General features: G+C 68.8%; 28 protein-coding genes. 21 read left to right on the forward strand and 7 right to left on the reverse strand.

The window, feature by feature from the left end; genetic code table 11:
* The first annotated feature begins 36 nt into the window (after window positions 1-36).
* The 8 genes from ACFE6Z_RS01135 to ACFE6Z_RS01170 all read left to right on the forward strand — a co-directional run bounded on the left by ACFE6Z_RS01135 (window position 37) and on the right by ACFE6Z_RS01170 (window position 7,046).
* Complete coding sequence (locus ACFE6Z_RS01135; protein ID WP_375384625.1) at window positions 37-822, forward strand: AzlC family ABC transporter permease; 786 nt, start codon at window positions 37-39, stop codon at window positions 820-822.
* Window positions 819-1,133: an AzlD domain-containing protein gene (locus ACFE6Z_RS01140; protein ID WP_375383856.1), complete on the forward strand. Its 315-nt coding sequence runs from the start codon at window positions 819-821 to the stop codon at window positions 1,131-1,133. The genes ACFE6Z_RS01135 and ACFE6Z_RS01140 overlap by 4 nt, the downstream gene beginning before the upstream one ends.
* A 55-nt stretch (window positions 1,134-1,188) precedes the next feature.
* Window positions 1,189-1,653, forward strand: coding sequence for a DUF6113 family protein (locus tag ACFE6Z_RS01145; RefSeq protein ID WP_375383857.1), 465 nt, complete (start codon window positions 1,189-1,191; stop codon window positions 1,651-1,653).
* Window positions 1,650-1,970: a ferredoxin gene (gene fdxA / locus ACFE6Z_RS01150; RefSeq protein WP_375383858.1), complete on the forward strand. Its 321-nt coding sequence runs from the start codon at window positions 1,650-1,652 to the stop codon at window positions 1,968-1,970. The genes ACFE6Z_RS01145 and fdxA overlap by 4 nt, the downstream gene beginning before the upstream one ends.
* Window positions 1,971-1,991: 21 nt before the next feature.
* On the forward strand, window positions 1,992-3,101 hold the full coding sequence (gene dapC / locus ACFE6Z_RS01155) for a succinyldiaminopimelate transaminase (RefSeq protein ID WP_375383859.1): 1,110 nt from the start codon (window positions 1,992-1,994) through the stop codon (window positions 3,099-3,101).
* 187 nt (window positions 3,102-3,288) lie between these two features.
* Window positions 3,289-4,584: a citrate synthase gene (locus ACFE6Z_RS01160; RefSeq protein ID WP_375383860.1), complete on the forward strand. Its 1,296-nt coding sequence runs from the start codon at window positions 3,289-3,291 to the stop codon at window positions 4,582-4,584.
* The gene (gene ddaH / locus ACFE6Z_RS01165) at window positions 4,585-5,346 is read left to right on the forward strand and encodes a dimethylargininase (protein ID WP_375383861.1); all 762 of its coding nucleotides are present in this window, start codon (window positions 4,585-4,587) and stop codon (window positions 5,344-5,346) included.
* Between the two features lie 92 nt (window positions 5,347-5,438).
* A complete protein-coding gene (locus ACFE6Z_RS01170; RefSeq protein ID WP_375383862.1) occupies window positions 5,439-7,046 on the forward strand; it encodes an L-lactate permease in 1,608 nt (535 codons plus the stop codon).
* A gap of 15 nt (window positions 7,047-7,061) precedes the next feature.
* On the opposite strand, the gene ACFE6Z_RS01175 is transcribed toward ACFE6Z_RS01170, so the two are convergent.
* The 3 genes from ACFE6Z_RS01175 to dapD all read right to left on the reverse strand — a co-directional run bounded on the left by ACFE6Z_RS01175 (window position 7,062) and on the right by dapD (window position 10,522).
* Complete coding sequence (locus ACFE6Z_RS01175) at window positions 7,062-8,555, reverse strand: hypothetical protein (protein ID WP_375383863.1); 1,494 nt, start codon at window positions 8,553-8,555, stop codon at window positions 7,062-7,064.
* Between the two features lie 169 nt (window positions 8,556-8,724).
* Entirely contained in the window at window positions 8,725-9,525 is an 801-nt protein-coding gene (gene ppk2 / locus ACFE6Z_RS01180) for a polyphosphate kinase 2 (RefSeq protein WP_375384626.1), read from the reverse strand.
* A gap of 40 nt (window positions 9,526-9,565) precedes the next feature.
* On the reverse strand, window positions 9,566-10,522 hold the full coding sequence (dapD, locus tag ACFE6Z_RS01185) for a 2,3,4,5-tetrahydropyridine-2,6-dicarboxylate N-succinyltransferase (RefSeq protein ID WP_375383864.1): 957 nt from the start codon (window positions 10,520-10,522) through the stop codon (window positions 9,566-9,568).
* Window positions 10,523-10,576: 54 nt separating this feature from the next.
* Here dapD and dapE point away from each other — a divergent pair, with 54 nt between their 5' ends.
* From dapE to ACFE6Z_RS01200, 3 genes are all read left to right on the forward strand, one after another.
* The gene (gene dapE / locus ACFE6Z_RS01190) at window positions 10,577-11,653 is read left to right on the forward strand and encodes a succinyl-diaminopimelate desuccinylase (RefSeq protein ID WP_375383865.1); all 1,077 of its coding nucleotides are present in this window, start codon (window positions 10,577-10,579) and stop codon (window positions 11,651-11,653) included.
* The gene (locus ACFE6Z_RS01195; RefSeq protein WP_375383866.1) at window positions 11,635-12,894 is read left to right on the forward strand and encodes a hypothetical protein; all 1,260 of its coding nucleotides are present in this window, start codon (window positions 11,635-11,637) and stop codon (window positions 12,892-12,894) included. Before dapE ends, ACFE6Z_RS01195 begins: the two co-directional genes overlap by 19 nt.
* 78 nt (window positions 12,895-12,972) lie before the next feature.
* Window positions 12,973-13,146, forward strand: coding sequence for a DUF3117 domain-containing protein (locus tag ACFE6Z_RS01200; RefSeq protein WP_127095811.1), 174 nt, complete (start codon window positions 12,973-12,975; stop codon window positions 13,144-13,146).
* Window positions 13,147-13,253: 107 nt separating this feature from the next.
* Here ACFE6Z_RS01200 and ACFE6Z_RS01205 read toward each other — a convergent pair whose 3' ends face one another.
* Complete coding sequence (locus ACFE6Z_RS01205; protein WP_375383867.1) at window positions 13,254-13,895, reverse strand: O-methyltransferase; 642 nt, start codon at window positions 13,893-13,895, stop codon at window positions 13,254-13,256.
* A 74-nt stretch (window positions 13,896-13,969) separates the two neighbouring features.
* Between ACFE6Z_RS01205 and ACFE6Z_RS01210 the strand changes: the two genes are divergently transcribed.
* The 10 genes from ACFE6Z_RS01210 to ACFE6Z_RS01255 all read left to right on the forward strand — a co-directional run bounded on the left by ACFE6Z_RS01210 (window position 13,970) and on the right by ACFE6Z_RS01255 (window position 23,550).
* The gene (locus ACFE6Z_RS01210; RefSeq protein WP_375383868.1) at window positions 13,970-14,353 is read left to right on the forward strand and encodes a Sec-independent protein translocase TatB; all 384 of its coding nucleotides are present in this window, start codon (window positions 13,970-13,972) and stop codon (window positions 14,351-14,353) included.
* A 150-nt stretch (window positions 14,354-14,503) separates the two neighbouring features.
* A complete protein-coding gene (locus ACFE6Z_RS01215; RefSeq protein ID WP_375383869.1) occupies window positions 14,504-15,598 on the forward strand; it encodes an MSMEG_0568 family radical SAM protein in 1,095 nt (364 codons plus the stop codon).
* Window position 15,599: 1 nt separating this feature from the next.
* Complete coding sequence (locus tag ACFE6Z_RS01220; protein WP_375384627.1) at window positions 15,600-17,021, forward strand: MSMEG_0567/sll0787 family protein; 1,422 nt, start codon at window positions 15,600-15,602, stop codon at window positions 17,019-17,021.
* 51 nt (window positions 17,022-17,072) lie between these two features.
* Complete coding sequence (locus ACFE6Z_RS01225) at window positions 17,073-17,600, forward strand: MSMEG_0572/Sll0783 family nitrogen starvation response protein (protein ID WP_375383870.1); 528 nt, start codon at window positions 17,073-17,075, stop codon at window positions 17,598-17,600.
* A gap of 10 nt (window positions 17,601-17,610) precedes the next feature.
* The gene (locus ACFE6Z_RS01230; protein WP_375383871.1) at window positions 17,611-18,531 is read left to right on the forward strand and encodes a carbon-nitrogen hydrolase family protein; all 921 of its coding nucleotides are present in this window, start codon (window positions 17,611-17,613) and stop codon (window positions 18,529-18,531) included.
* Window positions 18,524-18,823, forward strand: a complete 300-nt coding sequence (locus tag ACFE6Z_RS01235; protein ID WP_375383872.1) for an MSMEG_0570 family nitrogen starvation response protein — start codon at window positions 18,524-18,526, stop codon at window positions 18,821-18,823. The genes ACFE6Z_RS01230 and ACFE6Z_RS01235 overlap by 8 nt, the downstream gene beginning before the upstream one ends.
* Window positions 18,820-20,079, forward strand: a complete 1,260-nt coding sequence (locus ACFE6Z_RS01240) for an MSMEG_0569 family flavin-dependent oxidoreductase (RefSeq protein ID WP_375383873.1) — start codon at window positions 18,820-18,822, stop codon at window positions 20,077-20,079. Before ACFE6Z_RS01235 ends, ACFE6Z_RS01240 begins: the two co-directional genes overlap by 4 nt.
* Before the next feature lie 33 nt (window positions 20,080-20,112).
* On the forward strand, window positions 20,113-20,991 hold the full coding sequence (locus tag ACFE6Z_RS01245; protein ID WP_375383874.1) for a carbon-nitrogen hydrolase family protein: 879 nt from the start codon (window positions 20,113-20,115) through the stop codon (window positions 20,989-20,991).
* A complete protein-coding gene (locus ACFE6Z_RS01250) occupies window positions 20,988-22,130 on the forward strand; it encodes an MSMEG_0565 family glycosyltransferase (RefSeq protein ID WP_375383875.1) in 1,143 nt (380 codons plus the stop codon). Before ACFE6Z_RS01245 ends, ACFE6Z_RS01250 begins: the two co-directional genes overlap by 4 nt.
* On the forward strand, window positions 22,081-23,550 hold the full coding sequence (locus ACFE6Z_RS01255; protein WP_375383876.1) for an AMP-binding protein: 1,470 nt from the start codon (window positions 22,081-22,083) through the stop codon (window positions 23,548-23,550). The genes ACFE6Z_RS01250 and ACFE6Z_RS01255 overlap by 50 nt, the downstream gene beginning before the upstream one ends.
* Window positions 23,551-23,605: 55 nt before the next feature.
* Here ACFE6Z_RS01255 and ACFE6Z_RS01260 read toward each other — a convergent pair whose 3' ends face one another.
* From ACFE6Z_RS01260 to ACFE6Z_RS01270, 3 genes are read right to left on the reverse strand one after another with little or no spacing between them, the layout of a single operon-like run.
* Window positions 23,606-24,772: an Mrp/NBP35 family ATP-binding protein gene (locus ACFE6Z_RS01260; RefSeq protein WP_375383877.1), complete on the reverse strand. Its 1,167-nt coding sequence runs from the start codon at window positions 24,770-24,772 to the stop codon at window positions 23,606-23,608.
* On the reverse strand, window positions 24,769-25,284 hold the full coding sequence (locus ACFE6Z_RS01265; RefSeq protein WP_375383878.1) for a DUF1003 domain-containing protein: 516 nt from the start codon (window positions 25,282-25,284) through the stop codon (window positions 24,769-24,771). The genes ACFE6Z_RS01260 and ACFE6Z_RS01265 overlap by 4 nt, the downstream gene beginning before the upstream one ends.
* A complete protein-coding gene (locus ACFE6Z_RS01270) occupies window positions 25,284-26,579 on the reverse strand; it encodes a magnesium transporter MgtE N-terminal domain-containing protein (RefSeq protein ID WP_375383879.1) in 1,296 nt (431 codons plus the stop codon). The genes ACFE6Z_RS01265 and ACFE6Z_RS01270 overlap by 1 nt, the downstream gene beginning before the upstream one ends.
* Between the last annotated feature and the right edge of the window lie 59 nt (window positions 26,580-26,638).

Genomic DNA, 26,638 nt, shown 5'->3' on the forward strand with positions numbered 1-26,638 from the left:
AGGGCCGCAGCACCCGCTCGGTAGGCTCGGGCGGTGATGTCGCGCCCGAGCCCCGCAGAGCCCGACCGCTCCGCGCGGCGCGCTGCGCGGTCGGGGCTGGGCGTGGCGCTGGCCACGAGCGCCTACGGAATCTCGTTCGGTGCGCTGGCCGTGGCATCGGGCCTCGACATCTGGCAGACCTGCGTGCTGAGCCTGTTCATGTTCACCGGCGGGTCGCAGTTCGCGTTCGTCGGGGTCTTCAGCGCCGGCGGTCTGCTCGCACTTCCCTCGGCGGTCGCATCGGCGTCGCTCCTGGGCGTGCGCAACGTCGCGTACGGCATCCGCATGTCGCCGGTCATCGGCGCGGGCGTGTGGCGACGCGCAGCGGCGGCGCAGTTCACGATCGACGAGTCGACGGCGGTCTCGCTGGCGCAGACCACGCCGAAGGCACGCACCGTCGGTTTCTGGGTGACCGGCCTCGGCATCTACGTCGGCTGGAACCTCTCGACGCTCGCCGGTGGGCTGCTCGGCGACGTGCTGGGCGATCCGCGTGCGTATGGATTGGATGCTGCGGCCGCCGCCGCATTCCTCGCACTGCTCTGGCCGCGACTGCGCCGGCTGCAGGCGATCGCGGTCGGCGTGGCCGCCGCCGTCGTCGCGGTGGTGCTGACGCCGGTGCTGATGCCGGGCGTTCCCGTGCTGGTCGCCGCCGTCGTGGCGATCGTCGTCGGCTGGTTCAACTGGCTGGGGCGCCGTACCCTCGACTCCGGCACGTACTTGCCGGGCGATGATCGGCCCGAAGATGAGCCCGACGATGTGCCCGAGCGGGAGGGGCTGCCGTGACCCTCTGGACCGCCATCCTCCTCGCCTCGAGCATCTGCGTCGCGCTCAAGGCGCTCGGCTACCTCGTGCCGCCGAGGCTGCTGGAGGCGCCCCGCCCCGCCCGGATCGCCGACCTGCTCACCGTCGCGCTCCTGGCCGCGCTCGTCGGGGTGCAGACCCTGGCCTCCGGTCAGGAGATCGTCGTGGACGCCCGCATCCCGGCGCTGCTGGTCGCCGCCGGCCTCCTGCTGCTTCGCGCCCCGTTCCTCGTCGTGGTGATCGCCGCCGCGGTCGTCGCCGCCCTCCTGCGGCTGTGGGGCCTGGCCTCCTGAGCTCCGCGCCGCCGCTTCTCAGGCTCGTCGACGGCCCGCGACCTAGACTGACGCCGTGACATTCTCCTGGTCTCGGTTCGGCTCGTGGATCATCGCGCTCATCGTCGGCGGCGTGTACGGGCTGGCCGGCACGATCGCGCAGTCGTACCTGCTCGGGTGGTTCCCGCTCGGGCTCATCCTCGCGATCATCGGCAGCGCCGCGCTGCTGGCTGCCGTCCGTCTTCTCACATCCGATCGCTGGGCGGCGCTGGCCACCGGCCTCGGCATGATGCTCACGACGCTCGTGTTCTCCGGTCGCGGCCCCGGCGGATCGGTGATCGTTCCCGCCAGCGCCGCGGACGCGTTCCCGGTGGGCGTGGTCTGGACGATCGCTGTCCCGGTGCTCGTCGCCGTCGTGGTGGCGTGGCCCGACCTCTCGGGCATCCGCCGCAAGGACGCCGAAGCGGCCGTGACACCCGACGAGCTCGGTGTCGGCCGCGGCCCCGAGCTCGGTTCGAGCGGAACTAGACTGAATCCGTGACGTATGTGATTGCCCTTCCGTGCGTCGATGTGAAGGACCGCGCCTGCATCGACGAGTGCCCGGTCGACTGCATCTACGAGGGAGACCGGTCGCTCTACATCCACCCTGACGAGTGCGTGGACTGCGGCGCCTGCGAACCGGTGTGCCCCGTCGAGGCGATCTACTACGAGGACGACCTGCCCGAAGAGTGGTCGGACTACTACAAGGCGAACGTCGAATTCTTCGACGAGGTGGGTTCGCCGGGCGGTGCGGCCAAAGTCGGCGTGATCCACTACGACCACCCGGTCATCGCGGCGCTTCCGCCGCAGGGCGAGTGACCGGAATCCGGCCCATCTGAGATGGGCGTCTCCGACCTCGCTGACTATCCCTGGGACGCGGTCGCTCCCTACGCCGAGCTCGCCCGCTCGCACCCGGACGGCATCGTCGACCTGTCGATCGGCTCACCCGTCGATCCGACGCCCGACGTCGTCGCACGCGCGCTGAGGGCTGCTACCGACGCGCACGCCTATCCCCAGACGGTGGGCACACCGGCCCTGCGCGAAGCGATCGCCGGGTGGTACGCGCGCCGCCGCGACGTGCCCGGGCTCACTCCGGCCCACGTGCTTCCCACGATCGGCTCGAAAGAGCTGGTGGCGCTGCTCCCGTTGCTGCTGGATCTCGGAACGGACGACATCGTCGTGCATCCGCGTGCGGCGTATCCCACCTACGAGGTCGGGGCGCGGCTGACCGGTGCGACGCGCGTTGCGATCGACGACCCCGCCCGATGGCCCGCCGGCACGAAGCTGATCTGGATCAATTCGCCGGGCAACCCGGACGGGCGGGTGTGGGATGCCGCATCCCTCCGCCACGCGGTGGCCCGCGCACGCGAGTTGGGCGCCGTCATCGCGTCGGACGAGTGCTATGCCGAGCTCGGCTGGGAGGCGCAGTGGGCCCACGAGCCCGTGCCCAGCATCCTGCGGCCCGACATCACCGACGACGACACGCGCGGCATCCTCTCGGTGTACTCGCTCAGCAAGCAGTCCAACCTCGCCGGCTATCGCGCCGCATTCCTCGCCGGTGATCCGACGCTCGTCGAGCGGCTGCTCACGGCGCGAAAGCACCTCGGCTTGATGGCACCGGCCCCGGTGCAGGCCGCGATGATCGCCGCTCTGGGCGATGACGCGCACGTCGCAGCCCAGAAGGAGCTGTACCGTCGCCGCCGCGCGGTGCTGAAGCCGGCCGTGGAGGCCGCGGGGTTCCGGATCGATCACAGCACGGCAGGTCTGTACCTCTGGGCGACCGAGGGGCGAGACGCCTGGGAGAGCATCGATCGCCTCGCGCGACTGGGTATCCTCGCCGGTCCGGGCCACTTCTACGGGAGTCATTTCCCCGAGCACGTGCGCTTCTCGCTCACCGCGACCGACGAGCGGATCGCGGCCGCCGCCGGGCGTCTGAGCGCACAGGATTAGGTCACTACCTCCATACGGATGCCGGGGGCTTTGGCGGGTGCGATGGTTGGCCGAGACCCCCGCTAGGCTGTAAAGACGCGCCAGCGGGGCACCCTCCGTCATCGCGACGGTACTCGGATACGCCCCTCTCGGCATGTCCGGCCGGCCGACCACACCCCGGATCGACCAGAGATCGCAAGGAGGCGCCGTGAGCGACGCGGACATCGAGCAGAAGGCCACCCTGACCATCGGCGATCGGACGGCGGAGTTCCCCGTGCTGTCTGCGACCGACGGCGCGGCGAGCATCGACATCTCGACGTTCACCCGCCAGACGGGCCATACGACGCTGGACTACGGGTTCGTGAACACCTCTGCGACCAAGTCCGCGATCACCTTCATCGACGGCGATCAGGGCATCCTGCGCTATCGCGGGTATCCGATCGAGCAGCTCGCCAAGAACAGCACGTACCTCGAGGTCGCGTGGCTGCTGATCTACGGCGAGCTGCCGACCGCTGACGAGCTCGCGGCGTTCGATGAGCGCATCCGCCATCACACCCTCTTGCACGAAGACCTCAAGCGCTTCTTCTCGTCACTTCCCACCACCGCACATCCCATGTCGGTGCTGTCGTCGGCGACCGCGGCCCTCTCGACCTACTACGAGGGCGAGTCCGACCCGAACAACCAGGAGCACGTCGAGCTGAACACGATCCGGATGCTCGCGAAGCTGCCGGTGATAGCCGCCTACGCGCACAAGAAGAGCATCGGGCAGGCATTCCTGTATCCCGATAACTCGCTGGGCTTCGTCGACAACTTCCTGAAGCTCAACTTCGGCGTGCTGTCCGAGATCTACGACATCGACCCGGTCATGTCGCGGGCGCTCGAGCGGCTGCTGATCCTGCACGAAGACCACGAGCAGAACGCATCCACCTCGACGGTTCGGCTGGTCGGCTCGACCGGCGCGAACCAGTTCTCCTCGATCTCCGCCGGGATCAACGCCCTCTACGGGCCGCTGCACGGCGGCGCGAACGAAGCCGTCCTCGAGATGCTCGCGCGCATCCGCGACTCGGGCGAGAGCGTGCAGCGCTTCGTCGAGCGCGTCAAGAACAAGGAAGACGGCGTCAAGCTCATGGGCTTCGGCCACCGGGTCTACAAGAACTACGACCCGCGCGCCCGTCTCGTCAAGGAATCCGCCGACGAGGTGCTCGAAGCGCTCGGCGTGCGCGACCCGCTGCTGGACCTCGCGAAAGAACTCGAGCAGCTCGCGCTGGAGGACGACTACTTCAAGGAGCGTCGCCTCTACCCGAACGTCGACTTCTACACGGGCGTCATCTATAAGGCGATGGGCTTCCCGACGCGCATGTTCACCGTGCTGTTCGCGATCGGACGCCTGCCGGGCTGGCTCGCGCACTGGCGCGAGATGCAGTCAGACCCGCAGACCAAGATCGGCCGCCCGCAGCAGCTGTACGTCGGCGCTCCGGCGCGCGATTACCCGAACGCTGCCTGAGTGGGACGCCTGCTCGTCAGGCCGCCGTCGCCGGCACTGGCCGACGGTGAACTGACGCATCTCGACCGTGTTCCCGTCGACCCCGCCTTCGCGCGCGAGCAGTGGGAGCAGTACGTGGACGTGTTCCGCGGCCGCGGGTGGGAGATCATCGAGATCCCCGCTGCGGATGCTCAGCCCGACGGCGTCTTCGTCGAAGATGCCCTGATCGTGTTCGACGATCTGGCCGTGCTCGCCCGAGCCGGGGCCGAATCGCGGCGCGGTGAGAAGCCGACGGTGCAGGCCGTGGTGACAGCATCCGCTCTGGACGCGGTGCAGATCGTGGCACCCGGCACCCTCGACGGCGGCGACGTGCTCAAGGTCGGGCGGACGGTGTACGTCGGAGCGTCTCTCCGGACCAACGCCGAGGGCATCGCCCAGCTGCGCGCAGCGCTCGAGCCGCGCGGGTGGACCGTGGTCGTGGTGCCAGTGACCAAGGTGCTGCACCTCAAGTCGGGGATCACGGCGCTGCCTGACGGCACGGTCATCGGCTTCGAGCCACTCGTGGACGACCCGACGATGTTCGACCGCTTCCTCGGCGTTCCCGAAGCGCACGGCACGGCGGTGGTCGTGCTCGACCAGCAGACCGTGCTCATGTCGGCCGATGCGCCCGCCACTGCGGCCCTCCTCCGCGACCGGGGGCTGGAGGTACTGACCACGCCGGTGTCGGAGTTCGAGAAGCTCGAGGGCTGCGTCACCTGCCTGTCGGTCCGCGTCCGCGACTGAGCACCGGGGGCCTGCGGCGCGGCGCGACTCGCTAACGTGGCGCATAGGGCTCACGAACGCCCCCGGCGCGACCGACGAGACGGAGCTCTCCCATGTGGACGCAGAACATCGACCCGCTGGGGAGCATCTGGCTCTCGGCGCTCGTCGCGGCGATCCCGATCCTCGTGTTCCTGCTGCTGCTGGTGGTCTTCAAGCTGAAGGGCATCGTCGCGGCGAGCATCGCGGTGGTGATCGAGGTCGTCGTGGCGGTGGTCGTGTTCGGGATGCCGGCATCCGGCGTCGCCGGCGCGAGCCTGATCGGTCTGCTCACGGCCGTCTGGCCGATCGCCTACATCATCGTGATGGCGGTGTGGCTGTACCGGCTCGCCGTCGCGAGCGGCCGCTTCGACGTCATCCGCGCCTCGATCTCGGGCATCTCTCCCGATCAGCGCATTCAGGTGCTGCTCATCAGCTTCGCGTTCGGGGCGTTCCTCGAGGGTGCCGCCGGGTTCGGCGTGCCCATTGCGATCTGCGCCGCTCTGCTGGTGCAGCTCGGTTACAAGCCGGTCAAGGCCGCCATGGTGTCACTGGTCGCGAACGTCGCCGCCGGCGCATACGGGGCGATCGGCATCCCGGTGATCGTCGGCGCGCAGGTCGCCGGCATCGATGTGATGGAACTGTCGCGCACGATGGTGCTGGTGCTGCAGCCGCTGACGCTGCTCGTGCCGTTCCTGCTCGTGATGATCCTCGACGGATGGCGGGGGCTGCGCGAAACATGGCCCGCGGCGCTCGTGGTGACGATCGTGTTCAGCGCCGTCCAGGCCGGTGTGCTCTGGTTCCTCGGCCCCGAGCTCGCCGACCTCGGCGCGGGCCTCGCCGCGATGGTCGCGCTCTTCGTGTTCGGGCGGGTGTGGCGCCCGAAGCACATCTTCCGCGAGGACGGCGGCGAGGCACCGCCGGTGGAGCGGCACTCCGTGCGCGAGATCGCCGTCGCCTGGAGCCCGTTCTACATCCTGACGGGCTTCATCCTCGTGTGGAGCATCCCGTGGTTCAAGCAGCTCTTCGCCGCCGGCGGGCCGCTGGCGGGAGCCGTGTTCAAGTTCCCCATCCCCGGCCTCACGGGAGAGGTCACGACCGCGAGCGGCACGGTCGTCGCCGCGACCTGGGACTTCACGCCGCTGAATGCCACGGGCACCGCGATCCTCTTCGCCGTCATCGTCTCGTTCCTGACGACGCCCTCGCTCCGGTGGGCCGATCTCTGGCGCGAGCTGGGTGAGACCCTGCGCGAACTCTGGCAGGCCCTGGTGCTGATCGCGCTGATCCTCGTGCTCGCCAATATCGCGAACTACTCCGGCGGGTCGGCGAGCATCGGCACCGCCCTGGCTGCGGTCGGTCCGCTCTTCCCGCTCTTCGCGCCGATCATCGGCTGGATCGGCGTCTTCCTGACGGGGTCGGTCGTCAACAACAACACCCTGTTCGGCCCACTGCAGGTGGCGACCGCCGACCGCATCGGCGTGCAGCCCGCTCTGCTGATCGCCGCGAACACGGCGGGGGGAACGACCGCGAAGGTCGTCTCTCCGCAGTCGATCGCGATCGCGGCGGGTGCGGTCGGCCTCTCCGGGAGGGAAGGCGAGATCCTGCGCGCCTCGATCGGCTACAGCCTCGGCATGCTCGCGATCATCTGCGTGTGGAGCTTCACGCTTTCGCTCATCCTCGGGTGAGGTGCGGAGGAAGGTCTACGTGCCGGGATTCTCGTTGTAGTACTTCTTGATCGCGGCGAGCTTGTCTGGCTCGCTGTACACCAGTACGGACTGCCCAGAACCGCAGCTGAAACCGCTGTCGGCGGCGCCGAAGAGGCTCGTCACCAGAGCGGTGTCGATGGCGGGTTCGTCGCCCTGCTCGTTGACGTAGAAGAACTGGCCACCTTCCGTCTTGGCGTAGGTCCTGTTCGTCAGCCAGTACGACGGCTGGGCATCGGCGGTGATCTGGATCAGCCGGAACGGGCGCTCGGAGGTCAGTGACAGGCGGCGTGCGTCGGAGAACGTCGAATAGCCGACCTCCACTCCGGCGGGCAGCTTCGCGTCGAGGCACTGGGTCTCGGAGCTGCGTGCGGCGAAATAGGCGCCGGAGGAGGCGAGATTCGGCACCGCACCGGTCATCAGCGCTGCGACCGCCAGCGTCGCCGCCCCGACCGGCACCAGGCGGGGCACCCACGCCCTCGGCACGGCCAGCAGGGCGAAGACGAGCGGCGCGATCAGCACGAGCCACGCATACAGGTAGTGCGTGATCAGCAGGATCGCGGTGCCCGCGAGGCCCGCCAGCGGCACCAGGCCGAAGTACAGCCCCACCAGGGTGCGATCGGACGGAATCGCCGCGCGGTCGGCACGGAGGTAGCGCACCGACCCCACGATCGCGAACACGAGGCAGGCGACCGCGCAGAGGGCCCCGAGAATGAGAACGTTGCGGGTCGTCTCGTCCGCCGCCATCAGCGCGAAGTGAGGGCCGAGGTCGCGCAGCCGCAGCAGGAAGCCCTCGTAGTCGATGTAGTCGAGCGGCGAGGTGCCCTGCAACCGCGAGAAGAAGACGACCCGCACCGCGAGGGCCGCGATCAGCAGGGCGGCCGACATCGCGGCGGGGCGCCAGGTGCTGCGGAACCCGTTCTTGACACCGCGCAGCACGAGGACCAGGGCCAGCGGAGGCACGCAGAAGACGAGGGCGAGCGGATTGGATGCTGCGGTCAGCACGATCGCGGCACCGAGGAGGACGCGCGACCTCGTCGTGCGGACGAGATAGAACGAAGGGGCCGCGAGCACCAGCAGGTACATGCCGAAGTAGTAGGTGGGCGCCAGATGGTACGACTGCAGCCAGCTCGTGCCGAGGAGCGGGAGGAGCAGGAGCGGGAAGCTCGCGATCGCCGCGCGGGACAGCCACGAGGAGTGACCCTCGGCGGGGTAGATCAGCCGCACGAGCAGGGAGACCCCGAGGAACAGCACGGCGTTGTTGATCGCGGCGACGAACACGAAGTACGCCTGCACCCCGCCCCCGGCGAGGGCGTAGGCGATGATGCTGATCGGCACCTCGGGGAACACGTAGACCTGGGGGGAGAAGCTCCAGTCGAGGCTGCGTCCCGTCATCATGTCGTGGACGTACTGGAAGAGCACCCCGTTGTCGCTGTTCTGCAGTTCCCACGAGAGAGGCCACGCGGTCGCTGCGTCACCGCTCGCGCGCACGAGGAAGATGACGGCAGTCAGTGCGGCGATGGCGACGGTCGCAGCCAGGATCGCCGAAGCAGCGCGCAGGCGGGCACGGGACGGTGCCGCAGCGCGCTCGTCTACGGCTTCCGTCAGAATGGCTACGAGAGAATCGTAGCCAGGTCGGGAGTCTTCCCGTTACTCGGCGCTATCGATCCGCCTTGCGCGCCTCGAGGGTGGACGTGTAGTCGGGCACGTGCGAGCTGAACTTCTGCGGCGGGCGGTCGTACGTGCCGGCAGGCGGCCGCGGCGGGATCTCGACGACTTCGCGCTCGACCGGGCCGTACGGGATCTTTCCCAGCAGGTGCGCGATCATGTTGATCCGCCCCCGGCGCTTGTCTTCGTTGTCGACCTCGTACCAGGGCGATTCGGGGGTGTCGGTGTGCGCGAACATCACGTCCTTCGCGCGGGAGTAATCCTCCCATTTCGTGATCGACAGCACATCGTTCGGGCTGAGCTTCCACCGCCGCATCGGGTCTTCCGCGCGCGACCGGAACCGCCTCTCCTGCTCGATGTCCGAGACGCTAAACCAGTACTTGAGCAGGAGGATGCCGTCTTCCACCAGCATCTGCTCGAAGATAGGAGCCTGCCGCAGGAACTGTTCGTACTGGTCGTCTGTGCAGTAGCCCATCACGCGCTCGACGCCCGCGCGGTTGTACCACGACCGGTCCATGAGCACGATTTCGCCCGCAGCCGGCAGGTGGGGGACGTAACGCTGGAAGTACCAGCGGGTTCTGTCGCGCTCGCTGGGGGTGGGCAGCGCCACGATCCGCGTCACACGGGCATTGAGGTACTCCGATACGCGCTTGATGGTCGAGCCCTTGCCCGCCGCGTCGCGCCCTTCGAAGAGCACCACCACGCGCGCCCCGGTCTCCTGCACCCAGGCCTGCATGTCGACGAGTTCCGCCTGCAATGACATGAGTTCCGACTCGTACAGCTTCTTCGGCATGCGCGTGCCCACGGATGCTCCTCTCGGGATTGCTGTGACTCTACGCGTGCAGCGCCTCGTTCAGAGTCACACCCACGCCCGCACGCCGGACGGCCTCGATCGCGCCGGTGAGCGAGTTGCGGCGAAACAGCAGACCGTCGCGCCCGGAGAGCTCGGAGCCCTTCACGGAAGGGCGGGATCCGTCATGCCGGGCGGGTTCGTCGGCCAGGACGATCTTCGATCCCGCGGTGACGTACAGCCCCGCCTCGACGACGCAGTCGTCGCCCAGTGATATGCCGATACCGGCATTGGCTCCGAGCAGCGTGCGTCGCCCGATCGAGACTCGGTGCGCGCCGCCGCCCGAGAGCGTGCCCATGATCGATGATCCGCCGCCGATGTCGCTGCCGTCGCCGACGACCACTCCCTGCGAGATGCGGCCTTCCACCATCGAGGTTCCCAGCGTCCCGGCGTTGAAGTTGACGAAGCCCTCGTGCATCACCGTGGTTCCCGGCGAGAGATAGGCGCCGAGGCGCACGCGCGACGCATCGGCGATCCGCACGCCCGGAGGCGTGACGTAGTCCAGCAGCCGGGGGAACTTGTCCAGCCCCTGCACCTGGATGCCGTCACGCACCAGCAGGGGGCGCAGCCGGGTGAGATCGTCGGGGTGCATCGGCCCCGCGGTGGTCCAGGCGACATTCGGGAGGTGGCCGAAGACACCATCGAGGTTCAGGCTGTTCGGTTGGGCGAGACGATGCGAGAGCGCATGCAGCCGAAGGTAGGCGTCCGGTGTGGACGAGGGCGCCGCATCCAGGTCGATCTCGATCGCCAGAGTCTCGACGGTCACCGCACGCCGAGGATCGGGTACGGCGAGCTGTTCGAGCTGCTCCGGCGGCATCGCGGGGTCGTAACCGAGCGGCACCCGACCGACCTGCGGTTCGGGAAACCAGGTGTCCAGAATCGTCCCGTCGGCGGAGGCCGTCGCAAGGCCGATTCCCCAGATCCATCTCTCGTCGCTCATGCAGTCCACGCTAGCGAACACAATGCCCACAGGCCCGGTCGATAGACTCGGAGCATGCCGCAGCTCGACCTCTCCGCGTCGTCGATCGACCTCACCCGGACGATCTGCGACATCCCCAGCGTCTCGGGTGACGAGGGAGCTCTCGCCGACCTGATCGACGCCGCGATCCGAGAACTCGGCCATCTCGAGGTCTACCGCGACGGCGACACGATCGTCGCGCGCACGATGCTCGGTCGTGCGCAGCGCGTCGTGATCGCAGGTCACATCGATACGGTTCCGATCAACGGCAACGTTCCGACCCGCCAGGTCGAGATCGACGGCGAGGCTTATCTCTGGGGACGCGGCACCGTCGACATGAAGGCGGGCGTCGCGGTGCAGCTGAAGCTGGCCGCCGAGCTCACCGCCCCCCGTGTCGACCTCACCTGGATGTGGTACGACCACGAAGAGGTGGATGCCGACCTCAACGGCCTCACCCGGCTCTCCCGCACCCGGCCCGACCTGTTCGCGGGCGACTTCGCGATCCTGGGCGAGCCCTCGGGCGGCCAGGTCGAGGGTGGATGCAACGGCAACATGCGCGTCATGGTGCGCACGCACGGCGTCCGGGCGCACAGCGCGCGGTCGTGGATCGGTGAGAACGCCATCCATCAGGCCGCGCCGATCCTGACCCGCCTGACCGAATACCGCGCCCGCGAAGTGCGCGTGGACGGGCTGGACTACCGCGAGGGGCTCAACGCCGTCCGGATCGGCGGAGGAGTGGCCGGCAACGTCATCCCCGACCTGTGCGAGGTCGAGGTCAACTACCGCTTCGCCCCGAGTCGAGATGCCGCGGGCGCCGAACAGCACGTCCGCGACGTGTTCGCCGGCTTCGACATCGAGATCCTCGACGTCGCCGCGGGAGCGCGCCCCGGCCTCGACGCACCGCTCGCGAAGGAATTCGTCGCCGCTGTCGGTGCGGTGCCGAGGCCCAAGTACGGCTGGACAGACGTGGCGCGCTTCTCGGCGATGGGCGTTCCCGCCGTAAACTACGGGCCTGGCGACCCTGCTCTCGCCCACCACGACGAGGAGCGTGTGCCGCTCGCGCAGATCGAGGATGTCGAACGCGGACTCCGGTCGTGGCTGACGGCCTCCTGACCGAGCGCACGGACAAGCGCCACTGGCGCACGCTGCCGGTCGCGGTGCGGATCGCCGTCCTCTACCTCGGCGCGCGGGTCGTCACGACGGGGTTCCTCTTACTCGCCGCATCACTGTCGGGGGTCGGCTCGCGTTTCGGGCCGGGTGCGGGCATCGGCGACCTCATGGTCGGCTGGGATGCTCAGTGGTACTGGTTCACCGCGGTCAACGGCTACCCGGTGACGCTCCCGCTCACCGGCACCGGCGCCGTCGCCGAGAACCAGTGGGCGTTCATGCCGGTCTACGCCTACCTGTCGGCTGCTCTCGGCACGGTGTTCGGATCGTGGGGAACCGCGGCGGTCGTGATCTCGCTGGTGGCGGGATACCTCGCCTGCCTGGTCTTCTATCGGATGCTCCGCCCGGCCGGGTCGCAGCATCCTGGCGGCCCTCAGCCCGCCCTCGACCAGCAAACCGCGACGTGGGCGGTCGTCTTCTTCGCCTCGGCGCCGCTGGCGGCGATGTTCCAGGTCGGGTACGCGGAGTCGCTGTTCCTGCTGTGGCTGTTCCTCGCACTCCTGCTCGTGCAGCGGCGTCGATACGGATGGCTGTATCTGCTCGTTCCGCTGATGGGTTTCACGCGGCCTGGTGTGCTCGCGTTCGCACTGTTCCTCGGGCTGTTCGGCATTTCGCGATGGATCCGCCGCCGTGTCGAGCCGCTCCGCGGGCGCGAGATCGTCCACATCGTGGCTCTCGGCGGACTGTCGGTGGTGGTCGGCTTCGCGTGGCAGGTGATCGCCGGCGTCGTGACGGGCGATACGGGCGCGTATCTCGCGACCGAGCTCGCGTGGCGGCGGAACTGGCTGACGGGCGCAGACAGCGCGTTCGTGCCGTTCGACGGATTCCTTCGCGGCGCCGCGTTCTGGTTCGGCTCGTGGGGATGGGGCGTGGGGACCGGATACGTGGTGCTCGCAGCATCCGTGATCGGCGTCGCCGCACTGCTGATCTTCGAGCCGCACGTCCGCAGACTCGGTCTCGAGTTGCGGCTGTGGATCGCGAGCTACCTCGGCTATCTGCTCGTCGTGTTCTTCCCGCAGTCCAGCATCTTCCGCCTGCTTCTGCCGATCTCGCCGCTCTGGGGCGCCGCCGCGATGCCGCGCTCGCTGATCTGGCGTGTCGGGGTGCTGGCAGCCTGCCTCCTCGGGCAGTGGTGGTGGATCTACAACATGTACGCGCTGGGCAACACGTACTGGCAGATACCGTGACCCGCAATTACCGCGGAACTGCGCGACTCTCAGCGCACGATAAACTCAGTGTGCAGACCTACGAGGAAAGGACCCACGATGGCAGCGATGAAGCCGAGGACCGGAGACGGACCAATGGAGGCCGTGAAGGAAGGGCGTCTGATCATCGTCCGTGTGCCGCTCGAGGGCGGTGGGCGCCTTGTCGTCTCCGTGAACGACGCCGAAGCCAAGGAGCTCTACGACGTGCTCGGCGGGGTTGTCGCACCCGCGTGATCCGACGCGATTCCATAGACGCGTGAGTTCTGGAACGGCCGGTCTTCTGACCGGCCGTTCCGTCGTCGGAGGACCGGCCCGGCGGTCCGAGGCCGATGCGGTCCGCGTCAGTCGCGCGGATCGGGGAGCGTCGTCAGCTGCAGCAGACCCTCGCCCACGATCGAGAGTGCGCCGATGACCGCGGGGGAGGACTGCGTCTCTTGAATGAGCGACCGGTAGGCGGTGGTCTGCGGATCGCGGCGCACCGGATCGGCCACGGCGCCGCCGCCGAGCACTCGAGGCACTAGCACGGTCCCGCCGGGTCGCACCAGACGCAGGCCGTGCTCGACGTACTCGATGACGCCCTCGGGGTCGGCGTCGACCAGCACGATGTCGTAGGACGCCTCATTCATGCGGGGGAGGACATCCGCGGCGCGTCCCGTGATGAATCGCGCGCGCGCAGCCGGAATCCGCGCATCTGTGAACGCCTGACGGGCGGCATTCAGATGCTCGGGCTCATTGTCGATCGTCGTGAGGGTCGCGCGGGGTGAGCCGTGGATGAGCCAGAGCCCCGACACCCCCGCTCCCGTGCCGATCTCGACGATATTCAGGGCTGCGGATGCGGCCGACAGCACCGCGATCTGCGCACCCACGGCAGCGCTCACGGGGTTAGCCCCGAGCTCGAGGGCATGCGCCCGTGCGCGCGCGATGTGGTCGGGCTCGATGACGGACTCGGCGGCGAACCTGTCGTTCGCGTCGTATCCGGCCATGCGTGCTCCTCCGCTGCTCACACTACGCGCGCGCGCACGGCGATGCCCTCAGGCGCGGCGGGTAATCTGAAGGCATGTTCTTCGGGCTCACGATCGAGAAGCTTCTGCTGATCGGCGTGATCGCGGCAGTGCTCATCGGACCCGAACGGCTGCCTCGCTACGCCGAGGGGCTCGCGCACTGGGCCGGTCGAGCACGAGAGTTCCTGCGCGGGGCTCGTAGCCGCGTCAAGGAGGAGATGGGGCCCGAGTTCGACGACGTCGACTGGCGCAAACTCGACCCCCGGCAATACGACCCGCGCCGCATCATCCGCGAGGCGCTGCTGGACGACGCGCCCGTGCCGACCGTGAAGGCGGCCGCGACGGCGGCGTCGGTGACGGCGGCGATGACGGCGGCGGGAGCCGCGGCGATGGAGCGCGGCGACGCGGTGGACACGCCGTTCGACTCGGAGGCGACCTAGGCACGCAACCGCGTACGGTCACCGCCCCCCCCCGCCGACGCAGGACGACACGTTCGAGACCAGACTCACGAAACGCAATCTTCTCGGGCCGAAACACACCCGCATTCCGCTCGTAGCCACCCCGAAACAGGCGGGCCGTCTACTGGACGTATGACTCCCGCATCCGTCACTTCCACCGAAACCGAGAAGCACCTCTCGACTCGCGTGAACATCGCGCTGCTCGGGGTGAGAAGCAACGCGCCGGTGCGACGAGCGGGCGGCGCCGGGCCGAGCGACGACGGGCACTTCATCATAAACGGCGAGAGCGCCGCGATTCCGCTCAACTCGAACAGTCCTTACGTGGTCACCTCGAGCGGTCGACTGGTGAGGGACGGCGCCGACCTCGGCTTCGACGTGTCGCCGGTGGTGCGACCGCGCTTCTACGATCTCGAAACCGCGGACGGAATCAACTACGAGAAGATCGCGAAACTCCACGGCAAGAACGTGCTCGCGACCACGGTCGTCCAGACCTGCGTGCGGTACGACGAGAGCGAGCGCTGCCGGTTCTGTGCGATCGAGGCGTCGTTGGATGCGGGGCTCACGGTCGCCGTGAAGACCCCGGCGATGCTCGCCGAGGTCGCAGAGGCAGCGACTCGCCTGGACGGCGTCACGAACATGGTGATGACCACCGGCACCTCGAACGGCTGGGATCGCGGTGCCAAGCACCTCGCCCGCTGCGTGCGCGCGGTGAAGAAGGCGGTGCCCGATCTCGAGATCCAGGTGCAGTGCGAACCGCCGGCTGACCTGCGCGCCATCACCGAACTCTACGAAGCCGGAGCGCGATCGATCGGCATCCACGTCGAGTCGATGGACGACGCCGTTCGGCAGCGATGGATGCCGGGTAAGTCGCAGGTCACGATGGATGAGTACCGCGCCGCATGGCGTGAGGCGGTACGAGTATTCGGCTGGAACCAGGTCTCGACTTATCTGCTTGTCGGCATGGGCGAAGACCCCGATGAGCTCGTGGAGGGCGCACGCGAACTGATCGAGATGGGCGTGTACCCGTTCGTGGTTCCGTTCCGCCCGCTCAAGGGCACGCTGGCCACCGACGTCGACCATGTGCCCGCGCCGCATCGCAGCGTGCTGCACTCCGTGACCAACCGGGTCGCCGTACTCCTCGAGGCAGCGGGCATGCGCGGCGAGGATCAGCGCGCAGGATGCGCCGCGTGCGGTGCGTGCAGCGTGCTCAAGACAGCCGGTGCCTGACATGCTCGAGGTTCCGGTCATCACCGGGAGCGCGCCCAGCTCGCGGGCGCGAGGGGCGCAGTGGAGCATCGAACTGGCCACGAAGAGCCAACTCGACGCGTATCGCGCCATCCGACGCGAGGTGTTCGTCGCCGAGCAGGGAATCTTCGACGCCGACGATTCCGATCGCATAGACGATGACCCTCGCACGATCGTGCTCGTCTGCGTCGATGCGACCGGATACGTGCTGGGTGGAGTTCGCCTGGCACCAGCAATCGAAGGACGCGACATCGGATGGTGGACCGGCAGCCGGCTGGTCGTGCGCAGGGACGCCCGGGCGGCGGGCGGCATCGGATCGGCGCTGGTGCGTGAGGCGTGCGCGACCGCGCTCCGATCGGGCGTGCTGCGGTTCGAGGCCACCGTGCAGGCGCGCAACGAGCCGTTGTTCCGCCACCTCGGGTGGCATGCGTGGGGCGAAACCACGATCGGCGGCGTGCCGCACGTGCGCATGCGGTGGCCGATCGACCGGGTGCAGCAACTCGTGAGCGCGACGAAAGGACCACTGGGGGAGCTGGTCGGCAGGCTTCGCGGCGACGGCCCCGCCGCCCTCGGCGGGGCCGGCTTCGTCGGCGACGACGGCGCACCGCTCCCCGGCACCGATGTCATCGCCGCGTGCGACGCGATCCTGCCCGCGATGATCGAGCGCGACCCGGAGTGGGCGGGCTGGTGCGCCGTGCTGGTGAACGTCAACGACCTGGCGGCAATGGGCGCACACCCCATCGGACTGCTCGATGCGGTCGCGGCGCCGACGGCATCCTTCGCCCGCCGCATCCTCGGGGGCCTCCGCAGTGGGGCGGATGCCTGGGGCATCGCCGTTCTCGGCGGACACACGCAGATCGGCGTGCCCGCAGCCCTGTCGGTCACGGCTCTCGGCAGGACGAAGCATCCGATTCCCGGCGGCGGCGGACGCGTGGGCGACGCACTCAGCCTCACCGTCGACCTGCGCGGAAGCTGGCGCCACGGCTTCGAAGGACGCCAATGGGACACCACGTCGGCGCGGTCCGGCGCCGAGCTGCGTGAACTCGGGTCGCTCGTGCGCCGCGCGCGTCCTGCCGCCGCGAAAGACGTCAGCATGGGCGGCATCATCGGCAGCGCGGCCATGCTCGCCGAGGCCTCCGGCACAGGGCTGAGCGTCGACGTCGCCGATATCCCCGCACCCGACGACGTGGCGTTCGGGGACTGGCTCACCTGCTTTCCCGGATTCGGGATGCTGACCGCCGATCGCCCCGGCCGGTCGCGTATCGCCTCCGAGCTGGCGACCTCGGCCGCCATCGGCGTGCTCGACGACGGCGAAGGCGTGCGACTTCGCTGGCCGGACGGCGCCGAGACCGAAGCGTGCACGACGTCCCCCACGGGGCTCGGACCCGCGACACCGACGACCTGACCCACCCTCCCGTTCCATCCCGTGCATCACCCACACGAAAGAGAGACGAACATGCCCGAAGACCTCGACGCCCAGATCGCCCAGAACATCGCCACCTCGCTCGGCGAGATCCCGCATCCCTCCCTCCCCAAGGGCACCAACATCTACGGGTCGACCAAGCTCTTCCCCGACTTCCAGGCCGAAGACGGCGAGACCTACTTCACGTTGATCCACGGCATCCCGCACGAGTCGTCTGTCAGCTTCGTCGCGATCCTGCAGGCGACGCGGGCACTGCGCAAAGGGTTCGAGTCGGCGATCTACTTCTACGGCCCCGGCACCCTCGCGTGCTCGGCGAACCGGGGCTTCCCCACGACCGGAGACTCCGGTTTCCCGGGAGAGCTGAACATGAACGGCTCGCTCGAGACCTTCATCAAGGAGGGTGGCACGGTGTACGCCTGCCGGTTCGGTCTGGCGCTGCACGGCATCCGAGAGGAAGACCTCATCGAAGGCGTCATCCCCGCTCATCCGCTCGACGTGCAGGACGCGCTGATCTACTACGCCCGCAAGGGTGCGATCATCAACTCCACCTACAACCTCTGAGAGCCCTCGGATGACTCTCACTGTCGCGTCGGTATCGGCGAATTTCACTCGAGATCTCGATCAGAACTACGCGCTCGTGGCGCAACTCCTCGAAGACGCGCGAGCGCAGGGCGCACGGCTCGTCGCCTTCCCGGAGGCGGCGATCGGCGGCTATCTCTCGTCGCTGGGCAACCACGGCGACACGGTGCAGGAGACGGTGCAGACCACGAAGCGATCGCTGCCCCCCGCCATCCGCCTCGACGGGCCCGAGCTCAAGAAGGTGCAGAAGCTCGCCGGCGACACGATCGTGACCATCGGATTCTGCGAGCTCGACGACGACGGCGAAACGCGCTACAACGCGGCCGTGTGCCTCGACGGCGGCGCGATCTACGGCTCGTACCGCAAGGTGCACCAGCCGCTCGGCGAGCACCTGTCGTATTCGGCGGGGTCGGAATACCACGCCTTCGACACTCCCCTCGCGCGGGTGGGAATGCAGATCTGCTACGACAAGGCCTTCCCCGAGGCGGCGCGGATGCTGGCGCTCGATGGCGCCGAGATCATCGTCAGCATGTCGGCCTGGCCCGCAGCGCGGACCGCCACCGCCGAGAATCTGCAGGACGACCGCTGGACCTACCGGTTCAACCAGTTCGATATCGCCCGGGCGCTGGACAATCAGGTGTTCTGGATGGCGTCGAACCAGTCCGGAACGTTCGGGTCGCTGCGCTACGTGGGCAACGCGAAGGTCGTCGATCCCGGCGGAAACGTGCTCGCCACGACCCTGCTCGGAGCCGGCCTCGCCGTCGCCGACATCGATGTGGATGCCGCCTTCCGCTCGATGCGGGGTGGGATGTTCCACCTTCGCGACCGGCGTCCCGATGTCTACGGACCCGTCACCGACACCGGGCACGACGCCGCGCACGCCAACCGCTGGAGGGAACTGGCTCATGCCTGAGCTGACCTTCGCCGTCCGGTGGCCGGACGGCCGACAGACCTCGCACTACTCGCCGAGCCTGGTCATCCACGATTTCCTCACCGTCGGAGCGCGCTACCCGGTCTCGGACTTCGTCGGACGCACGAGCGAAGCGCTCGCCATCGCGAGCGAGCGCGTCCACGCGAAGTACGGCTTCGCCTGCACCTCTGCGATGCAATCGGAACAGGCGATCGCCCAGGAGGCGCAGTCCTACCCCGCCGGCGAGGTCGAGATCGTTGCGATCCAACCCGGGCTTGACGGGAGCCCCGCGTGATCCCCGTGCGGCTGCACGAGGGAGACCACTTCGACGCGATCATCGTCGGGGGTGGGCAGGCGGGGCTCTCCGTGAGCTGGCACCTTGTGCAGGCCGGTGTGCCCCACGTCGTCATCGAGCGAGACACCGTCGTGCACGAGTGGCGCGACGGGCGGTGGGACAAGTTCACACTGGTCACGCCGAATTGGCACTGCCGGTTGCCGGGCTACCCCTACGACGGGAACGACCCCGACGGCTTCATGACCCGCGACGAGGTATTCGCCTGGTCGAGGCGCTACGCCGACACCTTCGACGCTCCGGTCGCCGAAGGTGTCGCGGTCACCCTCGTGCAGCAGCGTCCGGGAGGGGGGTTCATCGTGCACACCAGCGCCGGCACAGTCACGGCCGACTCGGTCACCTCCGCCACCGGGGGCTATCACCTGCCGGTCACCCCCGCGTGGGCCGCCAGCATCCCCACCAGCATCTTCCAGCTGCACTCCCACGAGTACCGCAACGCCGATCAGGTGCCGGGCGGCCCGGTGCTCGTCATCGGGTCTGGGCAATCCGGAACCCAGATCGCGGAGGACCTGCTGCTGGAGGGACGCGATGTGCACCTGGCTCTCGGGCGTGCGCCGCGCGTGGCCCGCTTCTATCGAGGCAGAGACTGCATGACGTGGCTTGCCGAGATGGGCATCTACGACCTCGCCGTCGAGACGAGGGGTCTGGCCAAACGCGAGTCGACAAACCACTACGTCACCGGACGCGACGGCGGGCGCGACATCGATCTTCGCGAATTCGCCCTACGCGGGATGGGGCTGTACGGTCGCGCGACGGGCTTCTCCGAAGACGCCTTCCGCTTCGACGAGTCGCTCGCCGAGAACCTCGACTACGCCGACTCGGTGGCCGAATCGATCAAGAACGACATAGACCGCTACATCGATCGCGAGGGGATCGACGCTCCGCGCGAAGACCGCTACCGAGCGGTGTGGCATCCCGGCAGCATCCCCACCACGCTCCCTGCGGAAGAGGTCGCGACCGTCATCTGGTCGATCGGATTCCGCGCCGACTGGTCGTGGCTCGGCGATCTGGACGTTCTCGACCAGGAAGGGCACCCCGCGCATTCCTGGGGGGTCACCGCGGTGCCGGGTTTCCAGTTCATCGGCCTGCCGTGGATGCGGACGTGGGGGTCGGGGCGCTTCCACGCGATCGCGCGCGACGCCGAGCACATCGCCGACGTGATCGGGACCATCGCGCACGAGCGGGTCCGCGTCGCCTGAGGGGACCGGGATGCTGCGCTATACCCTGAACGAATGGTCACTGCCCCGAAGACCGGTAGCGTCACGATGGCCGGCGTCGCCGCGCACTTCGGGAGAGACGTCGATCGCACCCTCGCGAAGCTGCCGGGCATCATCGCGCAGGCGCGGGACAAGGGCGTCGACCTCCTCGTGCTGCCCGACGCGACGATCGGAGGCTACCTGCTCGATCTGGAGCATCCCGCTGACGACGTGGACAGCGCACCACTGGCAGTCGACCTCGACGGGCCCGAAGTCGCGGCGGTGGTCGCGCTCGCCCGCGACATGACCGTGTGCTTCGGTCTGGCGGAGCGGGCGGTCATCGACGGCGCCGAGGTGCGATATAACACGGCCGTGTGCGTGACCGGCGACGGTATCCTCGACACTCACCGCAAAGTGCATCTGCCGCTCGGCGAGTCCGACGTCTATCGGGCCGGCGACCGGTTCGCCGCGTTCGACACCCCGGTCGGTCGCGTCGGCATGCTCATCGACTTCGACAAGACCTTCCCCGAGTCCGCGCGGTCGCTGGCCCTGGACGGTGCGCAGATCCTCGCCTGCCTGAGCGCGTGGCCCGCGAGCGTCACCGACCGCTCCGACCGCATCCGCAACGACCGCCAGGCGCACCTGTTCGACCTCTACGACTGCGCGCGTGCCGCCGAGAACCAGGTGTACCTCGTCTCGTCGAATCAGACGGGTGTGCTCGGCGGGCTCCGCTTTCTCGGTCAGGCGAAGATCGTCGATCCGGCGGGGGAGATCATCGCCAAGACCTGGGCGAAGGGCGGGCTCGCCATCGCGGAGGCCGATGTGACAGCATCCATCGCTCGTGCGCGTCGATCACTGCACCACCTCGATCAACGCGCCGAGCACGCGTACCGGATCACCGGCGAGAAGAAGTGAGAATCGCGCAGGTCACGTATTCGACCAAACCGCGGGGCGGGGTCGTGCATACCCTCGCCCTCTCCGAGGCGCTCGCCGCGCTGGGGCACGACGTGGAGATCTGGACCCTCGGACGCGGCGACGACACGGCCTTCTTCCGGGAGGTCGATCCGGCGGTCGCGGTGCGGGTCGTTCCTTTCGAGACCCGCGACGGCGAGGAGATCGGGGCGAGGATCGAGCGGTCGATCAGCACCATGTCGGAGGCCTTTTCGAGCGAGGCTGACATCGTGCACGCGCAGGACTGCATCTCGGCGAACGCCGTGATCGCGGCGGGGCGCGCCTGCGTGCGCACCATTCATCACTTGGACGCGTTCACGACCCCGCGGTTGATCGAATGCCACGAGCGCGCGATACACGAGCCCGTCGCACGCATCTGTGTGTCGCGCGCTGTCGCAGCCGAGGTCGCGCTCGAGTACGGCTACGACGCAACGGTGATCCCGAACGGCGTGGATGCCGAGCGCTTCATCGCTGCTGCCGGCGTCGCAGGCGAAGCGGAGCGTGACCGGTGGCGCACGCAGCTCGGCGGTTACGTGCTCGCGCTGGGTGGGATCGAGCCGCGAAAGGGGTCGATCGACCTGCTGGAGGCGTTTGCGCGGGTGCGGGCGAAGCATCCTGATCTTCGTCTCGTGTTCGGCGGGGGTGAGACGCTGTTCGACTATCGCCCGTATCGCGAGGAGTTCGACCGCAGGGCCGCTGAGCTCGGATTGCAGCCCACGATCCTCGGCACTTTGCCCGACGACGACGTGCCACCCCTCGTCGCCGCAGCGCGAGCGCTGGGCTTCGTGTCGACGAAAGAGGGCTTCGGTCTGGCGGCGATGGAGGCGCTCGCCGCCGGCGTGCCGGTCGTGGCGCGTGATCTGCTCGTGCTGCGCGAGGTCTTCGGGGTGACGGTGAGCTACGCGCACGACGTCGCCGGTATCGCGGCGGCCATCGAACGGGTCATCGATCTCGGCGGCGCGCACGACCCGCAACCCGGGCGCCGCTTGGCGGCGTCGTATACGTGGGATGCTGCCGCTCGCGCCCACGACGCGTTCTACGAGGATCTGCTCAATGCGGAAGGCAGTCATGGTGCGGCAGTCGATTTCATCGATCATCACTGACCTAGGGGCGAACGACCCCGATCGAGTCGTCGTCATCGATGAGGACGGCTCCTTCACTGCGGCAGAACTCGATGACGCGGCAACCCGCCTCGCGCACGCACTTCGCGCACGCGGCGTGGTGCACGACGACCTGGTCATCGTCTCACTCCCGAATGGGAGAGATTTCGTGATCGCGTGCGCGGCGATCTGGAAGGCCGGCGCGACGCCCGAGCCCGTCGCGCTCACCCTGACCGACGACGAGCGAGCGGAAGTCGAGCGCATTTCGCGGCCCGCCGCGGCGATCGGAGTGCGTCCGCGGACAGCCGGCATCGAGTGGTTCGAGACGGTGCAGGCACCGCCGAACCCGCACACGCTGCCCGACCTGGCGGCCGCGTCGTGGAAGGCTCCGACGAGCTCGGGCTCGACCGGCAACCCGAAAGTGGTGCGATCTACCGCACCCGCCTTGCTCGATCCCACACGACCCGTCGCCGATTTCCTGCCGTTGCGCGCAACTCAGCTGGTGTCGGGGCCGATGGCGCACTCCGCGACGTTCACGTACGCGTTTCGGGGGCTCTTGACCGGGCACCGACTGGTCATTCTGCCGCGCTTCGACGAGCGGGCGTGGCTGGACGGCGTCCAGCAGCACCGCGTCACTTGGGCCCTGGTCGTACCGACGATGATGCACCGGCTGCTGCGGGTGCCTTCGGCAGAACGCGGCCCCGATCGCGTGGCCTCCGTCGAGTCGCTGCTGCACATGGGCGCGCCCTGCGCGCCGGATCTCAAGCGCGCCTTCCTCGAGTGGGTCGGTGCCGAGCGGGTGGTGGAGGTGTACGCCGGGTCTGAGTCCAACGGGCTGACCATGATCCGCGGCGACGAGTGGCTCGTCCACCCCGGGAGTGTGGGGCGACCGATCGGGAGCACGGAGGTGCAGATCCGTTCGGGCAGCGGCCAGGCGCAGCCCGTGGGGTCGGTCGGCCTGGTCTGGATGCGGCGTGGTGAGCGCTCGTCGTACGAGTATGTCGGAGCAGACTCGCGGCGTGACGTCGCCGGCTGGGACACGCTCGGCGACCTCGGGCGGATCGACGAAGACGGCTACCTCTACCTCGTCGACCGCGAGGACGATGTCATCAATCGGGGCGGCGAGAAGATCTACCCCACCGAGGTCGAGCGCGTGCTCGAGGCGCACCCCGCCGTGCGCAGCGCCGTGGCGTTCGGTGTGGCCGACGAGGCCCTGGGCCAGAAGATCGGGGCCGTCGTCGACATCGGCGACGCGACGGTCGATCGTGACGCGGTGATGGCGTGGGCGAAAGCGCGGCTAGGACCCCGTGCCCCGGCATCCATCGAACTGGTCACCGAGCCGGTTCGCAACGATGCCGGCAAGACATCGCGCCGCCGATGGTCACTGCGCTCTGTGGCGGGTCGCCCGGTCACGGACACGTAGAGGTCTGGTCGCACGACACTCACCCGACCAATCCTGCCTCAGCGCAGCCGCACCCTCAGCGTGGGGCGAACGGCAACGACTTTCCGGCGAGTCCGCGGGGCTGGGCCGCGAGTTCGGCGGCGAGGGCGGCTATCGCGACGGCCGCCGGATCGTGCGGGTGGGCGAGCACCACCGGCGCGCCGTCGTCGCCGTCGGCGCGCAGCGCGGTGCTGAGCGGGATGGAGGCGAGCACGCGCACCTCGTCGCCGTCCTGCGAGAGGTCGGCGGCGACCTGCGCGCCACCGCCGGCACCGAACAGATCGAGGGTGGTGCCGTCGGGCAGCGTCATCGCCGCCATGTTCTCCACGACGCCGATCACCCGCTGCCCCGTCTGACGGGCGACCAGACCGCTGCGTACGGCCACATCCGACGCGGCCGACTGGGGAGTGGTGACCACGAGCACATCGGCCTGCGGCAGCAGCTGGCCGACCGAGATCGCGACGTCGCCCGTGCCCGGCGGCATGTCCAGCAGCAGCACGTCGAGGTCGCCGAAATACACGTCGGTGAGGAACTGCTGGATCGTGCGGTGCAGCATCGGCCCGCGCCACGCGACGGCTCCGAGCGGACCGTCGGTGCTGCGCCGCAGGAACATCCCGATCGAGATCGTCTTCACGCCGTGGGCCACGGGCGGGAGCATCAGATCGTCGATCCGCGTCGGCGAAGGGGGCAGTCCGTCCGCGTCCACGAGCCCGAGCAGGGCGGGGATCGAGAACCCGTGCACGTCGGCGTCGACGAGTCCGACCGCCAGGCCCCGCTCCGCGAGGGCGACGGCGAGGTTCGCGGTGACCGTGGATTTTCCGACGCCGCCCTTACCGCTCGTCACGGCGATCACGCGGGTGAGAGATCCTGGCCCGAACGGCATCTGCCTGGCTGGTCTCCCGCCGCGGAGCTTCTCGGTGAGCGCGCGGCGCTCGTCGGGCGACATGACCCCCACGGCGAGTTCGACGACCGAGACGCCGGGAACGGATGCGGCGGCCGCTCGCACCTCGGATTCGATGCGCGCTGCGGCGGGGCATCCCACGATCGTGAGCGCGATCTCGACGTGGGCGGTGGCGCCGTCGACGCTGACACCGCGGACCATGTCGAGTTCGGCCAGCGGCCGTCGCAGCTCGGGATCGATGACCGCCCCGACCGCGCGACGGACGACCTCGGTGAGGCCGGCCGCCACCTCTTCGCGTGTCACTTCTTGGGGGTGCCGGGCGCGTCGAGGCGGTCCAGCAGCGTCCTGAGCTCGGCCCGCAGCACATCCTTGGTCATGACGTCGTGATGGAAGTCGTTGACGGCCATGCGCAGCGCGACGATCTCGCGGGCGAGGTACTCCGTGTCGGCGAGGTTCCGCTCCGCGCGCTGCCTGTCCTGTTCGATCTGCACCCGGTCGCGGTCGTCCTGGCGGTTCTGCGCGAGCAGGATGAGGGGAGCGGCGTAGGAAGCCTGCAGCGACAGGATGAGCGTCAACAGCGTGAAGTTCGTCTCACGGGGGTCGAACTGCAGGGGAACAGGCGCGAACGTGTTCCACAACAGCCAGACGGCGACGAAAATCGTCATCCCGATCAAGAACCCGGACGTGCCCATACCGCGCGCGAACGCCTCGGAGAAGCGCCCGAACCGGTCGCTGGAGGGCTGCGGGTTGCGGCTCAGCATGCCGGAGCGCCCGCGTGGGGCGTCCAGCGTGGGCTGACGGGAGCCCCGCGCCATCATCGCCGCCTCGGGACGGATGCTGTCGTCACCGGAAGTGCGGCCGGGCGGGACTCGTCATCGCCGTCGTGCGACCGCCAATCCTCGGGTAGGAGGTAATCGAGCACGTCATCGACCGAGACCGCGCCCACCAGCCGTCGCGCCTGATCGACGACCGGGAGCGAGACGAGGTTGTAGCTCGCGAGCATCCGTGCGACCTCGGCGGCGGAGGCGCCCACCGGCACGGGATCGAGCGTGTCGTCGATGATCGCACCGAGACGCTCGTGCGGCGGGTAGCGCAGCATCCGCTGGAAATGCACCGTTCCGAGCAAGCGGCCCGTGGGAGTCTCGTAGGGCGGGAGCGTGACGAAGACGGCGGCCGCGAGCGCCGGGTGCAGCTCGTGGCGACGGATGAGGGCCAGGGCCTCGGCGACGGTCGCATCGGCCGACAGCACGATCGGCTCGGGGGTCATGAGTCCGCCCGCGGTGTCGGGCAGGTACTTCAGCAGCGCGCGGACGTCTTCGGCCTCTTCGGGCTCCATCAGCTCGAGGAGCTCTTCGCGCTGCTCCTCGGTGAGCTGGCCGAGCACGTCGGCCGCGTCATCCGGCTCCATCGCATCGAGGATGTCGGCGGCGCGCTCGTCGCCGAGCGATTCGAGGATGTGCACCTGCTCCTCTTCGGGCATCTCCTCGAGGGCGTCGGCGAGACGGTCGTCCGAGAGCTCGTCGACCACTTCGAAGAGGCGCTCCTCCGGCAGGTCGAGCAGGGTGTTGGCGAGGTCGGCGGGCTTCATCTCCGAGTAGCTCGCCACGAGCTGCTCTGCCGACTGCGACTCGCCGGGCAGCTGCTGCTCGCGCACCTGCGACCACATCGCGAATGAGGTCGCGCCCTTCGCGAAGGGCGAGGAGCTGGTTTTCGGGTGACGCAGGAACAGCTGACCGACGTCCCACTGGCCGAGGCGATCACGCTCGATCGCCACGTCTTCGATGACGGCGTCGCCTGATCCGTCGCTGAGCGACACACGCCGCCCGATCATCTCGGCCATCACGCGCACCTCGCCGCCGCGCTGCTGGAAACGACGCACGTTGATCAGGCCCGTCGTGATGACCTGGCCGGTCGCGATGGAGGTGACCCGCCCGATCGACACGAACACATGGCGACGGCCGGGGATCTCGACGATCAGACCGATCACGCGGGGCGGGTCGTCTTTTCGGTAGATGACGACGACGTCGCGGACCTTGCCGAGGCGGTCGCCCACCGGATCGAACACGGCGCACCCGGCCAGGCGTGCGACGAAAACCCTCTGCGTGCTCACCGCTCCAGCGTAGCCCGGTGCCGTGCGATCCTCGCGGGCGCGGCGAATGCCGACCGGCC

Origin of the sequence: uncultured Microbacterium sp., assembly GCF_964244775.1 — a bacterium.
Classification (GTDB): domain Bacteria; phylum Actinomycetota; class Actinomycetes; order Actinomycetales; family Microbacteriaceae; genus Microbacterium.

What these genes read in the sequence shown, in the direction of transcription:
- ppk2 (WP_375384626.1), bottom strand. Translation starts at nt 9,525, where the DNA reads ATGCCGAAGAAGCTGTACGAGTCGGAACTCATGTCATTGCAGGCGGAA.
- dapE (WP_375383865.1), top strand. Translation starts at nt 10,577, where the DNA reads ATGCCGCAGCTCGACCTCTCCGCGTCGTCGATCGACCTCACCCGGACG.
- ACFE6Z_RS01235 (WP_375383872.1), top strand. Translation starts at nt 18,524, where the DNA reads ATGCCTGAGCTGACCTTCGCCGTCCGGTGGCCGGACGGCCGACAGACC.
- ACFE6Z_RS01265 (WP_375383878.1), bottom strand. Translation starts at nt 25,284, where the DNA reads ATGGCGCGGGGCTCCCGTCAGCCCACGCTGGACGCCCCACGCGGGCGC.
- ACFE6Z_RS01210 (WP_375383868.1), top strand. Translation starts at nt 13,970, where the DNA reads ATGTTCTTCGGGCTCACGATCGAGAAGCTTCTGCTGATCGGCGTGATC.
- dapD (WP_375383864.1), bottom strand. Translation starts at nt 10,522, where the DNA reads ATGAGCGACGAGAGATGGATCTGGGGAATCGGCCTTGCGACGGCCTCC.
- ACFE6Z_RS01225 (WP_375383870.1), top strand. Translation starts at nt 17,073, where the DNA reads ATGCCCGAAGACCTCGACGCCCAGATCGCCCAGAACATCGCCACCTCG.
- ACFE6Z_RS01135 (WP_375384625.1), top strand. Translation starts at nt 37, where the DNA reads ATGTCGCGCCCGAGCCCCGCAGAGCCCGACCGCTCCGCGCGGCGCGCT.
- ACFE6Z_RS01230 (WP_375383871.1), top strand. Translation starts at nt 17,611, where the DNA reads ATGACTCTCACTGTCGCGTCGGTATCGGCGAATTTCACTCGAGATCTC.
- ACFE6Z_RS01215 (WP_375383869.1), top strand. Translation starts at nt 14,504, where the DNA reads ATGACTCCCGCATCCGTCACTTCCACCGAAACCGAGAAGCACCTCTCG.
- ACFE6Z_RS01205 (WP_375383867.1), bottom strand. Translation starts at nt 13,895, where the DNA reads ATGGCCGGATACGACGCGAACGACAGGTTCGCCGCCGAGTCCGTCATC.
- ACFE6Z_RS01170 (WP_375383862.1), top strand. Translation starts at nt 5,439, where the DNA reads ATGTGGACGCAGAACATCGACCCGCTGGGGAGCATCTGGCTCTCGGCG.
- ACFE6Z_RS01255 (WP_375383876.1), top strand. Translation starts at nt 22,081, where the DNA reads ATGCGGAAGGCAGTCATGGTGCGGCAGTCGATTTCATCGATCATCACT.
- dapC (WP_375383859.1), top strand. Translation starts at nt 1,992, where the DNA reads ATGGGCGTCTCCGACCTCGCTGACTATCCCTGGGACGCGGTCGCTCCC.
- ACFE6Z_RS01220 (WP_375384627.1), top strand. Translation starts at nt 15,600, where the DNA reads ATGCTCGAGGTTCCGGTCATCACCGGGAGCGCGCCCAGCTCGCGGGCG.
- ACFE6Z_RS01245 (WP_375383874.1), top strand. Translation starts at nt 20,113, where the DNA reads ATGGTCACTGCCCCGAAGACCGGTAGCGTCACGATGGCCGGCGTCGCC.
- ACFE6Z_RS01200 (WP_127095811.1), top strand. Translation starts at nt 12,973, where the DNA reads ATGGCAGCGATGAAGCCGAGGACCGGAGACGGACCAATGGAGGCCGTG.